The organism is Caballeronia zhejiangensis, assembly GCF_022879815.1.
GTDB classification, from domain to species: Bacteria; Pseudomonadota; Gammaproteobacteria; order Burkholderiales; family Burkholderiaceae; genus Caballeronia; species Caballeronia zhejiangensis.
Genome location: NZ_CP084287.1, coordinates 38,395 through 50,915 on the forward strand (window position 1 = coordinate 38,395; position 12,521 = coordinate 50,915).

The following is a 12,521-nucleotide window of genomic DNA, read 5'->3' on the forward strand; positions in this document are numbered from 1 at the left end:
CAGTTCCGACTGGTTATGAGCGCTATTGCTCCTTTTTGCATGCGGATTAAGTCGACCTTTTCACGGACGAGGCGAGCTAAAGAATCTAAGGCGCATATCTGAAGGAGTGCCCGGTACGCCGGCACTTGGATGGTGCGAAGCAATGGTGTTCACTCTCTAGCGCAGCTGCATACAATCTTTCGATTGTACTCAATTCGCACTCTGGACAAGGTAGCACGGTCATCCATATAAGCGGGAGTGCTTTCGAAACATTATGAAAATGATTGCCTGCGTGACGCTTTGCCAGCATTATCGCGTCATGCTGTTGTATGTATCGATGAATGCATACAATCGGCCTTCTATCCAAACAACCGACGCTGCATGGACGGGAGCGAGCAATGAGGATCATGACCGATTTTATTGGCTATGCGTTGTCGCTGACGCTGACGTTGGCGCCGATTGCAGGACGGGCAGACGACGCGGTCGTCAAGATTGGCTTTGCGGCGCCGCTTACCGGACCGTCGGCGGCCGATGGCAAGGAAATGGAAAATGCCGCGCGGTTGGCAGTCGAAGATGCGAATTCACGCCATCCGACGCTCAAGGGAAAGGCTGTTCGATTCGAACTCGAACCGCAAGACGATCAGGGCGATCCTCGCATCGCTTCGCAGATTGCCCAGCGATTCGCCGACATCGGAGTGTCGGGCGTTGTAGGCCACTTCAATTCCACCTGTAGCATCGCCGCTGCGAGAACGTATTCGGCAGCCAACATTGCCCAGGTCAGTCCAAGTTCGACTAGCGCGTCCTATACGCAGCAGGGCTACAAGACGACCTTCAGGGTGGTGGGGCACGATGCCGTAGCCGGCGCGACGCTTGGCAACTATCTGGTCGATCAGCTGAAGGCTAAGCGAATCGCGATCATCGACGATCAGACTGACTTCGGGCGGGGCCTCGCCGACCGGGTCGAGACGACGCTGCGCGAGCGCCACGCGAACGTTGTGGCGCATGAATACGTGACTGATAAGACCATCGACTTTAGCGCCGTGCTCACTAGGCTGCGCGCCAAGAACCCCGATGTCATTGTCTTCGGCGGCTTCGACGCGCAGGCGGCTCAGGTGGTAAGACGGATGCGTAGTTTGGGTCTGACGGCGACGCTCGTCGGCGAGGGTTTCAACAATGAGATCTTCCTTGACCTTGCCAAAGGCGAGGGAGAGGGTTCGCTGGCCGTTCAGCCCGGTATACCGTTTTCGCAGATGCCCGGAACGGACTTCGTCAATCGTTATCGCACGCGCTTCGGTACGAATTTGAAAGGCTTCCAGGGGCCGTATGCGTACGACGCCGCGTCGGTGATCATCCAAGCGGTGCTTAAGGCTGAATCGAAGGATCCGGCCAAAGTGCTGTCTGCTGTCGCCGACAGCAGCATCAAAGGCGCTACCGGACCTATCGCATTTGATGCACGCGGCGATCTGGCCAGCGCTCCATACACGCTCTACAAGCTAGAAGGAAAAGACTGGCGCGACATCGACGTGATCCGAGCGAAACAATGACATGCAGGTTAATGCGCGTTGGCAAGCGAAGTAAGGTCTCGAACGCGGGAGGGGCTGAGACAGATGTCGGGCGAATCGAGGGTCGAGCAAAGCCGAGCGGTTTCGTTGGCATTCAGTGGGCTGGACAAAGTGTTCCTGCGCACGCGATTCGATGCCGCTGCCGCCGATGCCATCGCGACGGATCAAGCAGTTGCATCCGGCGCAAGCCTCCCGCTGAGCGGATTGATTCTGGCCGTGAAAGCGTGCTTCGATGTCGCCGGATGGGTCACCGACGCGGCTTCGGCCGTTCTATCCGACCAGCCTGAAGCGACGCGCGATGCACCGGTCGTTGCTGGGCTTCGCGCCGCCGGTGCAACATTGGTGGCGCACACCAACATGACCGAATTCGCCTTCGGCGCTCTCGGCATCAACAACACCACGGGTACGCCGGTCAGTCCGCTCGACGCCCACGGAGAACGGGTTGCCGGCGGATCGACTTCCGGCGGCGCCGTTGCCGTGGCAAGAGGTTTTGCGGACATTGCGCTCGGTACCGACACGAGCGGTTCGATCAGGATTCCGGCGGCGTTCTGCGGAATCGTAGGTTTCAAGCCTTCGACGAATGTGATCTCGACGCAAGGGTGCATTCCGCTGTCGACCACCTTCGATGCGCCAGGCTTCATTGCCCGCGATGTAAGCACCATTGTCAGGGTGGTAGAGGCGCTGAAACTTTATAGGACACGCGTCGTGCGGGTTCAGCCGACGAGGGAGCTCGAAGGGATCCGGCTGGCTCTGCCCGTGGATTTCGCCCTGAGTCGTTGCGATCCGACGGTCGTCGCCGCGTTCGAAGGGTGCGTCAATCGCCTTGCCAGCCTGGGTGCTTCGATCGTTGAGACTGACTTCATGGACCTTAGAGCGCCGTCGCGTATTGCCGCCGAAAGCGGGATCATCGTGGCGGACGCCTACGCTTGGCACGAACCGTGGATTCGTACGCGGCTGGCGCGTTACGACCCGCTCGTCGGGCCGAGAATATTGCGCGGTGAATCGATTCCCGCTTATCGATACCTGAAGGGCGCAGCAGCGCTCAAGCACGAAGCCAACGTGTTTGACGCAGAAATGGCGCACTACGATGCTCTTTTGACCCCGACAGTACCCATTGTTCCGCCTCGAATCGCAGACGTGACTGCGGACGAGACCGAGTATCTGCGTGTGAACGCGCTATCGTTCAGTCTCACCGAGCTTGCGAATCGCCTGGAGGCGCCGAGCATCGCCATGCAGTTCGATCCGGCCAGGCCGCGACCGTTCGGGCTGATGCTCACTGGTCGCCGGCATCGCGACATCGATCTGCTCTCCGTGGCACGCCGAGTCGAGGCGGCGCTATTGAAACCTTAATGCGAGATCCATCGAAGAGGAAACGGAAATGATCGTCAGAGACGTTGCATCCATCGTTGGAACGGCACGGCACGCCTCCGGAAAAGGGTGGGACAGCAAGCGGCTCATCGTCGCGAGCGATAACGTGGGATTTTCGGTCCATGACACCACGGTCTCCGAAGGAGCTGAACTCGAACTGGAGTATAAGCATCATATTGAGGCTAACTACTGTTTCGCAGGAGTAGGAGAGGTCGTCAATATTGCCACCGGCGAGACGCACACCATCCAGGCCGGATCTGTCTACGTTCTGGACAAGCACGACCGTCATATCGTGCGGGCAGTCAAAGGCGATCTTCGTTTGGTCTGCGTTTTCAATCCGCCTCTTGTCGGTGATGAAACGCATCGCGATGACGGCAGTTATGCGCCCTCGCGAGATCAGTAGCCCACCGCTCATCAACGCGGCTCATTAAGGCGGACGGGGCGCACTCATGTTCTTCGCAAACACCGACTACTTTTCTCCGACCTATGCTGTCGCACGCGATAAGTTTCGCGCCGCGGCGAGCGGCGCAGGGGCGGATCTACACGTCTACGATTACGATCGCTCGCCCGGGATCGAGGAGGAGCGTCTGAGCATCGACGTCGCGTGTTTAGGAAGCGCAACGAGCGGGCGCAAGCTTGTGGTCATCAGCGGAACGCATGGAGCCGAAGGCTACGCCGGCTCCGCGCTCCAGACCGCGTGGCTTCGGCTCTGTGCCTCGCGGCGAGAGCTCGACCACGTTGGCGTGATTCTCGTCCACGCACTTAATCCCTATGGTTTCTCGTATGGCGTTCGGACCAACGAGGACGGAATCGACCTCAATCGGAATTTTGTGGACTTCTCACGGGGCAGGCCGGAAAACCGGACCTACGACGAAGTGCATCGCTTCCTCAACGCGGACATTGCCGACGCGAATGAGTGTTCGAACGCCGAAGCAGGGCTCAGCGCGGCACGCGACCGTCTCGGAGAGGACGCGCTTTTTGATGCGATTGCACGCGGTCAATACGCGCACCCGGACGGCGTGTTCTTCGGAGGCACGCAGCGGACGTGGGAAAACCATACTCTGGAAAGAATTGTGCAGGCGCATCTTCTAGCGGCAGAGAAGGTGGCGGTGATCGACTGGCACACCGGCATCGGCGATTACGGCGAGGCATTTTTCCTGCCGTTCGCTGAGGCCGAATCCGATGCATACCGGCGGACCATGCAATGGTGGGAGAAGGATGGCCTGCCTGCTGGGCGTCCGCATGGACGCCGCTGCCCCCGCTACCGGGGTCTGGTGTTCGACGGCATCCGGAAGCTTCTGCCCGAAGCGGAAGTGGCAGGCGGCGTCATTGAGTGGGGCACGCGCGGACGCCAGCCGGGCGACCTGGCCATCCGGCAGGATCTATGGCTACGCCGGTTCGGAGATCGTTATCCGCGAGAGGCGGTCGTGCAAGTGCGCGCAGACCTGCTCGACTCATTCGTTCCCATCTCCTACGTCTGGCGCAATTCGGTGCTTTCGTCGGGCACCGAGATCGTCGAGAAGACCGTGGTTGGACTAACCCAATGGTAAGTTCTTTTGAGCAAGGATCGTTAGGAAGATGAGCAAGCCATTCCGGTTTGACCACCTCGTCGTGGCAGTGCACTCTTTAGAGGCGGCTGTGTTGGACTATCGGCGACTGGGCTTCAACGTGTCTACCGGTGGACGGCACACTCATGCGCCGACGCGCAATGCGCTCATCTACTTTCACGACGGCGCTTATATCGAGTTGATCGAATGGGTCAACCCGGCGAGCGGCGAGAAATGGTATGAGCGCCTGGCGCGACGAGGCGAAGGCGTCATTGACTTCGCGCTGTGCCCTGCGAATTTCTCCATAGAAACGCAACGGTCGGACAGACGCTACGATTTCTACAAAAGCGCTGCCGCGGGTTCGCGCGTTCAGGCGGACGGCGCGGAGATGCACTGGCTGCTTGGCTGGCCGACAGACGAGGCGCTTCCATTCCTCTGCGCTGATGTGACTGCGAGACACCTTCGCGTGCCTGAGGGAGACTGCCGCGTTCATCCGAATGGCATGCTCGGAATTCGCAGCGTTTCGGTTCAGGTACTCAATCTCGACAAGGCGGTGCAACGTTATGAACGCTTGCTTCTGTCGACTGCTGAGCGCATTGATCTTCCCTGGCTGGAGGATGCGGGTCTCGAGGCCGCTTCTTTGATTGTCTGCACGACGCGGATCCTCCTTGTATCGCCGAGAACCCACAGTAAGGTGGACATCGCGCAAGCTCTGGCACGCGATCTGTCGACCTATGGCCCGAGGGTGTATCGCGTTGCACTAGCGCATGACCGGCAGAATGCTCCGCCGACAATGCCGCTCGATCTGACGCACGGTGCGCGCCTCACGACGCCCGAAACGGACGATGATATCGAATCGCAACTGCTCCCTCTTCACGCCGCGCGCTGATTACCGCGGCAGACGTTCCGCAAATCGGGGCGGCGTTGGGGCGACAGCCTAGCGTTCGTAAATGAATCGATATCGAGGGGAACAGATGAAAGCACTAGTCGTTTTCGCCCCACCCGGAAGCGCAATCGTTCAACGGGCAACTTAAGGAAAGCATCGTCGCGGCGCTTCAAGAACAAGGAGCCGACGTTCATGTTTCGGATCTGTACGCGATGGGCTTCGATCCGGTCGAAGGACCTAGACATTTCGAGCATCGCGCGCGGCCTGATGTCTTCGATGTACAGACAGAACAGCGCCATGCCTTCGACGAGCAACTGATGAGTGAGGACATACGCGCGGAAATCGCCAAGCTGCTGGAAGCGGAACTCGTCGTCTTCCAGTTTCCGATCTGGTGGTTCTCGATGCCAGCCATGCTTAAGGGATGGCTGGATCGTGTATTCGTGTTGCACTACATGGGCTACACAGTCCTGCCGCATTTTGCGACCTTCGGGATTTCAGCGTCTATACGCTACGCGGGTATATCAGCCGATGCGTCGCGTCTTGAGCGCTACAAGGCGGATTTGCGGGCGCATATTGCGAAGATCGACCAGATGACGCCGCTTCAGTTCAACGGCTGGCAAGACTGGGATGCGTTGGGTCAACTGAAGCCCGACGCGCCGAGCTTCAGTCCGTTCATGCGCCATACTTTTTGATCCGTGTGCGTAGGCTCCTCGTAACGCTGAAGTGGCCTCGACTTTCTGGCTGAATGTTGTCAGAGGCCAAGGCCGAGACTGGCGGTGGTTGTCTGGATGCCTCCGTGCGGTCAGAAAAATCCCGATCGCTTCCTTGATCCGCAAGTCGTTAATCCGCCCTGGGAGTCGAATGTTCAGAACGGCGGACGCCCGACAAAAGGCGGATAGGGCGAGTTTCACTGGTTACGAAGTCATTCGACTTAAATTTGCAAGTACAGGGATGCTATGCGGCCGAATGCCAGCTCGGGGCAACAAGTGCGCATGGTGGTCTTTGCAGTCACCGACCGGCACGTGGTTCAGAGGCGGCGCAGTCCAAGACATCGTATGCGCCTGCTTCAACGTGGTCGGCCAGGGCGCTCGCCAAGATCATCGCGTCGGAGTTGACCGGGCCTCCAGCGCCCCTCCGGGACGGGCGAAAGACATCCGCGCCGCGCATGACGGACTGGCCCGACAGAGAGCATATTCCGGCGCGCCGCGCTTTGCCTCTGCGCCATTTCTGATCCTCGTAATGACAAGCGGTGGAGTCATGCCACGACAGAGTCGCCGTTCGGGCGCTGAGTTCCGCGATGCGGATTCGAACGCAGTCATTCCTCGCCTGACTCTCGGCCGTTTGCGCGACCGCCTCTTTCCAGCGCCTTGTCACTTGATTGGTCCGTGACTTATAGCGCGGTGTCACCACGTTCAATCCCGCGCATTCGGGAAGCAGTCTTAGCCTCGCGAGCGTGTCCTGCCAGACAAGAAAGCCGTTCTCTCGATCATTCATTCCTGACTCCTCTGTGGCGACTGGTCAGCGTTTGATAGTAAGCGATCCACGAACGACGCCGCTCAGAGTAAGGTGGTAGAGCGCGTGATGTGTGATAGCGAAGTGGGTCAGCGGAGATCTGCGGGCATCTTCCAGGGCAGCAGCGCGTCGTAGTCGTCGACGGTCTTCGCCAGAGGAAGGCGCTGGAATAACCAGTGGAGGTAACGATAGGGATCGATGCCCCCGGCTTTGCAGGTTTCGATCAGGCTGTAGAGGTTTGCACTTGCGTTCGCCCCCGCTACGGTGTCGCTAAAAAGCCATGAGCGGCGCCCGACGACGAATGGGCGAATCGCATTCTCGCAAGGGTTATTCGAGATGGCCCAAGTGCCGTTCTCGACGTAGCGGATCAGCTTCGGCCACTGTTCGCGCAGATAGGTCAGTGCCTTTCCGAGCAAACTTTTCGGTACGACGCCGGGCGACTCCGCGAGGGCTAAAGCGTAGATGGCGTCGAGTATGCGCGTGCTGTATCGCCGTCGCAATCGCTGTCGTCGCTCAGGCTTCCATTTCTTAGAGCGGGCCTCCGCAGCGAACAGCTTGCCGATCAGCGTGATGAAGCGTGCCGCGAGCAGATCGGGCGAACGCGCGGCTTTCGGCACGTTCTCCTCCGCTTTGATGAAGTACCGTCTTAGGTGTGCCCAACATCCGAGGTGCACGAGGTCGTAGCGTTGAGCTATGTCGTTGTAGGGCTCGTAGCCATCAGTCATCAGAACGGCGCCCTTGCGGATGCCCGTGAACAGCTTGTCGGCCAGCTTGGCGCCGCGTCCGGGCGTATAGCTGAAGCAGCGGATAGGGACGCCCGAGCCGGTCATCTGCGCCCAGAGGTAGCTCTTCGTTTGTGGTTTTCTCCCTTTCTCTTTCAGTACCTGGAACGTTGTTTCGTCGCAGTAGATCAGCTCTGCCTCGAGCAACGCATCGCGCATCAAGTTGATCACGGGCTGGGTCGCGAGGCCAACGCGAACCATGCTGGCGGCGATCGTGTTCGACGAGATGTCTCCGCCGAAGCGACACAGCAAACCGGCCTGGCGATACAGCGGCATGCCGAACTGATACTTGCCGGTGGCGATCCATGCAAGCGCCGATTCGCTGAACAGTCCGCGCGCGATGATGCGCGGCGGCGCCGGCGTGACCTTGATGCCGAGGTCACAGCAAGGGCACGCATATTTGACGCGCTGGTGTTGGATCACCCGAAGCTGCTCGGGGATCACATCGAGCTGCTCACTGATCTCCGCGCCTATCTCGACGAGCGCGTGCCCATCGTTCGTGCAGAAGCGTTCGGCTTCGGGCAGTTCGTGTCTCACGACCTCGCGCGGCAGATTTGGATCAAGCGGCTTGCGATGACCGCGCTTCTTGCGCTTGTGCGCGCCAACCGTCGTCTCCGGCGTGTCTTCCTGCGCGGGCGCGCTGTTCGCTCCGAGCGTCTCCGCTTCGTTGAACAAGCTAGGTTGATCAGAATCTCGTGCTTCACTCTTGGCGCCGAACAGTTCGCGACGATAGGCTCGGAGGCGCTCCTCGGCGAGATCTCGCTCGGCCGTCACGAGCCGCAAAGCGCCGCGTAATGCCTCCTGTTCTTCTCGCAATGCACGCGCAGCATCGCGCTCGGCAAGCAACGCCTTCAGTTCCTCGGCGGTGATCGTGACGTTGATCGGCATGGCGGTTAGACCTGCACGCCGCCTCACTGTTCAGCTCACGCGATGATATTCCTGCTTCGGATGCCGTCGAATCGCGGTGATGTCATCGCCGTCGAGTAGCGCGTGCAGCACGTTGGTGGTCATCGTCACGATCTCAGCCTTGTTGTCGGGCCAGATGAAGTGGCTTCTCTCCAATCGCTTTATGAGAAGCCAGAAACCACTGCCATCCCAGCCAAGGATTTTTATCCGATCGCGACGCCGGTTTCCGAAGATGTATAGCGAAGTGTCCATCGGATTCAGGCGCATCGACTGCTCGACGAGAATCGACAGGCTATTCATGCCGTAGCGGAAATCAACGGGATCGCGGTGCAGATAGACCTTCAGATCGTCGTCGAACCGGAACACGGCATCCTCCCCAGAATCTGAACCATGGTCGTCAATTCGTCGATGGTCGCGATTGCCCCGCCAAGTTCAAGCTCGACGCCGTTCGACAGACGCACATGCAAGGCAAGTGTCATCGATGGCGGTGTGGACGGTTGTGTCGGCGACGCTGAAACGACCGACACGAACGCAGACGGCTTTACCGCGACGGGGACGGGTTGGTGCGACCCTGGCAGATCGACGGCCACGTCATTAATCGACTCGTCGGGTTGAGGCGGGTTGTATTCTTCGTTGCCATTAGGCTGCGACGCTGACGAAATGCCTTTCTCGCGCTCCACCAGGTACTTCGCGATCCACTTGCGCAGCAGATTGGCGTTGATGCCGTGCTGCTGAGCCAGACCGGCGACTGATACTCCGGGACGAAGTGCTGCCTCAATCAAGGCGCGTTTACTTTTTTCGTCATAGCGCCGACGGCCATCGCTGCTGCGACGCACTACTGCCAACTCTGAGTCCATGCCAGTCATAGGTGTCCACCTCAAGATAGGTGGACACCTATGGTCCTCGCTACCGTCGCTCACTGCCAGACGTCGAAGATGGACCGCTTACGTTTGATAAGAGCCGCTCCTTGCATGTTTTCACAAACAAAAGCTGTCGGTCTTTCAATCCCGCGCGCTGCTTGGGGCATGAATTTCAAAAAAAGTAGAGCGGCCGCGGATGTCTACAAGCGTCGCTCCCACATCGTGGGCAAAACGAACATCAGTCGAGGGGATTGACTTGCTTGTCACGGTGCCTCATCTTGGGCAGTGGAAGCGGCGCTCAGTCGCCATCGTTGCGGCGTCATGCCGGTCACTTTCCGAAACACGGTCGTAAAGTGTGCTTGCGAATTGAAGCCGACAGATACCGCGATTTGAGCAATGGGCATCCGATTTTCCGCCAGCAGGCCTTTGGCGGTTTCCAGTCGCATGACAGTGAGGTAAGTGTGAGGGCTTAGTCCTGTCAAGCGCTTGAACTGCGACGCGAAATGCATTCGGCTGAGGCCGGCGAGGTCAGCGATGTCACTGAGCGTCACCCGCTCGCCTAATCGGCTCTCCATATACGCGATCGTCCGTTCGAGCCACCATGGAGGCAGCGCTTGCCTGCGTTTCTCGTCAAGCTGCGACCCATTCTCCATTGCGCGGGTAAGAATCGCCATCGCGAGGCTGTTAGAAAAAGCGTGCGCGTACGGGTTCCTCAGAGCCTCTGTCTCAAGCAGCATGCACGCGAGCTTGCCCATCATCGTATCGGCCGCGAAACCTGGATCCACGAGCCGATAATCCGGCGCAGCCGCCTTTCCGTGCAACTGCAGATGCACTGAAGCAACCACCGACCGAGGCACAAACACGTGAATAGCTTCGGCACTCCGGGTGAAGCTTGCCTCTAGCTGATCCTCCGGCGCGGTTACTTGCGTGGCGCCAAACGCAACGGGACCATTACGGAGTTTCCTGCCGTTTTTGGAGCAGGTAATGTTGGTTGCCCGCAGCAGCACTTCAATGATGTAGTGGGAGCTCTGAGTCGGGGCGGAATAGCGACGTTCGACGTGCGCCTCGTCTTTCCAGTATGCAATGTTGATTCGATCGCCGCGGTTATCCATCGACGCTGCGATGGATCTCCACGAAACCTCTCTAATCAGGACGGGCAATTCAAAGTGTGGCGAAAGAAAATCATAAGCGGCATCACGGCCAACCAAAACAGGATCAGTCGTAGTCACCATCGAGCGCGTAGTAGCTGAAGCAATGTTTCAATCGGCACTTGCGGACTATTCCGGCGAGAGCCGGATTGATTCCCTGCTAACCACAAAGTCAGTCGGCGACGATGGCCAGGACTGGAAGTGCCACCCGAAGTCCGAGGAGCCAAGCTTTCAGCGCATCAACGCCGCGTCTGGCTCGCTCGATGATTGCAGCGAACGCATCGTCCAGACAAGCCGCGGTCGAAGACCGGCGGCGATCAAGGTCCGGTTGATACTTACATTACTTGCGTTCCCAGAATAATGCAAACAATTTGATTTTCGCCGAATTGACTGCATACATTTGGCGCTGATCACATACTCGTCTGCGTCGCGCTATTTCAGGCCGGCCACCGCAGCCCGGCGCGATCGCACGGAAAAGTGGCGGGCTTGAATCATCGCGGGCTTAACGGACGCCCAGCAGTGCCTTCGGTTCGAGGAACGCTTCGATGCCGAACGTGCCGTATTCGCGTCCGATGCCCGATTGCTTGAATCCGCCAAACGGCGCAGCAGGTTCATGCGCGAGCGTGTTGACGAGCACGCGCCCCGCGTCGATGCGCGACGCCACCGCGTTCGCGCGCGCGGCGTCCGATGAAGCGATGTACGCCTGCAAACCATAAGGCGTATCGTTGGCGATCGCGATGGCATCTTCGATATCGCCGTACGCGATGATCGACAGCACCGGCCCGAAGATTTCCTCTCGGGCGATGGTCATGTCGTTGGTCACGTCGCTGAAGAGCGTCGGACGCACGAACCAGCCCGCGCCGACGTGATCCGGACGCCCCTCGCCACCCGCGATCAGTCGCGCGCCCTCATCGATGCCAATACGGATATAACGCTGCACGCGCTCCCATTGCTTGCGGCTCACCATCGGGCCGATGCTCGTATGCGGATCGCGCGGATCGCCCGAGCGAATCTTCTCGATGGCGCTCACGATTTTCTCTTCGAACTCCGCGAGCCGTGCACGCGGCACCAGAATGCGCGTGCCCGCGATGCATGCCTGACCGCTGTTCATGAAGCCAGCATCGAGCGCGAGCGGCACGGCTTCGTCGAAGTTCGCATCGTCGAGCACGATCGTCGGCGACTTGCCGCCGAGTTCGAGCGTCACGCGCTTGAGCGTATCGGCGGCTGTGCGCAGGATCGTCTTGCCGACGACCGTCGATCCCGTGAACGACAGCTTCGCGACATCGGGATGCGCGCTGATCTCCGCGCCCACAATATCGCCTCGGCCCGTGACGATGTTGAACACGCCTGCCGGAAGTCCCGCCTCATGCAGCGCTTCGGTGACGACGCGCGTTTGCATCGCGCTCATTTCGCTCGGTTTGATGACCGCCGTGCAACCCGCCGTGAGCGCCGCCGCCAGCTTGCCGCAGATAAAGCCGGCGTCGCTATTCCACGGCGTGATCAGCCCGGCAACGCCGAGCGGTTGCATCACCACTTTTGCCGTACCCGCGTCACGCAGGAACGCATAGTCTTCGAGCACCTTCGCCGCTTCCAGCAGCACGTTGCTCGCGTGTCGCGCCATCCAGCGGCCGCGCGAAACCGGTGCGCCGTATTCTTCGACGATGGCCTCGAAAGGCTCATCCTCTTTCGCGATGACGGCGGCGTGCATGCGCTTCAGCATGTCGATACGTTCGCGCTTGCCCGTCCGCGAGAATGCGGGAAATGCGCGCTTCGCCGCCGCAATTGCATTGCGCGCATCGTCCTTGTCTGCGAGGCGCACGCGGCCGATAACTTTTTCTGTCGCGGGATTGAAGAGTTCGAAAAGCTCGTTGCCGTGCGGCGTGACAAACGCGCCGCCGATATAAATCTTGTCGATGTCATGCATGATGAATTCGTCTGGTCGATGTATTGAGCACAAAGATAAGGCGTTCG

The 12,521-nt window shown here is 59.3% G+C and carries 12 protein-coding genes; 6 read left to right on the forward strand and 6 right to left on the reverse strand.

Going from position 1 to position 12,521, the window contains the following annotated elements; all coding sequences use genetic code 11:
* Window positions 1–377: 377 nt before the first annotated feature.
* The 6 genes from LDZ23_RS29770 (at window position 378) to LDZ23_RS29795 (ending at window position 6,034) form a co-directional block, all read left to right on the forward strand.
* On the forward strand, window positions 378–1,523 hold the full coding sequence (locus tag LDZ23_RS29770) for a branched-chain amino acid ABC transporter substrate-binding protein (protein WP_244808592.1): 1,146 nt from the start codon (window positions 378–380) through the stop codon (window positions 1,521–1,523).
* A gap of 63 nt (window positions 1,524–1,586) precedes the next feature.
* Window positions 1,587–2,891, forward strand: coding sequence for an amidase family protein (locus LDZ23_RS29775; RefSeq protein ID WP_244808593.1), 1,305 nt, complete (start codon window positions 1,587–1,589; stop codon window positions 2,889–2,891).
* Between the two features lie 28 nt (window positions 2,892–2,919).
* Complete coding sequence (locus tag LDZ23_RS29780) at window positions 2,920–3,312, forward strand: ectoine synthase (RefSeq protein ID WP_244808594.1); 393 nt, start codon at window positions 2,920–2,922, stop codon at window positions 3,310–3,312.
* 46 nt (window positions 3,313–3,358) lie between these two features.
* Window positions 3,359–4,459, forward strand: a complete 1,101-nt coding sequence (locus LDZ23_RS29785) for a DUF2817 domain-containing protein (protein ID WP_244808595.1) — start codon at window positions 3,359–3,361, stop codon at window positions 4,457–4,459.
* Window positions 4,460–4,487: 28 nt separating this feature from the next.
* Complete coding sequence (locus LDZ23_RS29790; RefSeq protein ID WP_244808596.1) at window positions 4,488–5,345, forward strand: VOC family protein; 858 nt, start codon at window positions 4,488–4,490, stop codon at window positions 5,343–5,345.
* 152 nt (window positions 5,346–5,497) lie between these two features.
* Window positions 5,498–6,034, forward strand: a complete 537-nt coding sequence (locus LDZ23_RS29795; RefSeq protein WP_244808843.1) for an NAD(P)H-dependent oxidoreductase — start codon at window positions 5,498–5,500, stop codon at window positions 6,032–6,034.
* Between the two features lie 316 nt (window positions 6,035–6,350).
* Here LDZ23_RS29795 and LDZ23_RS29800 read toward each other — a convergent pair whose 3' ends face one another.
* The 6 genes from LDZ23_RS29800 to LDZ23_RS29825 form a co-directional block, all read right to left on the reverse strand.
* The gene (locus LDZ23_RS29800; RefSeq protein ID WP_244808597.1) at window positions 6,351–6,836 is read right to left on the reverse strand and encodes a DUF3331 domain-containing protein; all 486 of its coding nucleotides are present in this window, start codon (window positions 6,834–6,836) and stop codon (window positions 6,351–6,353) included.
* Between the two features lie 107 nt (window positions 6,837–6,943).
* Window positions 6,944–8,524, reverse strand: a complete 1,581-nt coding sequence (gene tnpC, locus LDZ23_RS29805) for an IS66 family transposase (RefSeq protein WP_239294552.1) — start codon at window positions 8,522–8,524, stop codon at window positions 6,944–6,946.
* A gap of 30 nt (window positions 8,525–8,554) precedes the next feature.
* The gene (gene tnpB / locus LDZ23_RS29810; RefSeq protein ID WP_045463971.1) at window positions 8,555–8,908 is read right to left on the reverse strand and encodes an IS66 family insertion sequence element accessory protein TnpB; all 354 of its coding nucleotides are present in this window, start codon (window positions 8,906–8,908) and stop codon (window positions 8,555–8,557) included.
* On the reverse strand, window positions 8,884–9,408 hold the full coding sequence (locus tag LDZ23_RS29815; RefSeq protein WP_244807575.1) for a transposase: 525 nt from the start codon (window positions 9,406–9,408) through the stop codon (window positions 8,884–8,886). The genes tnpB and LDZ23_RS29815 overlap by 25 nt, the downstream gene beginning before the upstream one ends.
* Before the next feature lie 257 nt (window positions 9,409–9,665).
* The gene (locus LDZ23_RS29820) at window positions 9,666–10,634 is read right to left on the reverse strand and encodes a helix-turn-helix domain-containing protein (protein ID WP_244808598.1); all 969 of its coding nucleotides are present in this window, start codon (window positions 10,632–10,634) and stop codon (window positions 9,666–9,668) included.
* Window positions 10,635–11,052: 418 nt separating this feature from the next.
* Window positions 11,053–12,474: an aldehyde dehydrogenase family protein gene (locus LDZ23_RS29825; protein WP_244808599.1), complete on the reverse strand. Its 1,422-nt coding sequence runs from the start codon at window positions 12,472–12,474 to the stop codon at window positions 11,053–11,055.
* Window positions 12,475–12,521: the final 47 nt, after the last annotated feature.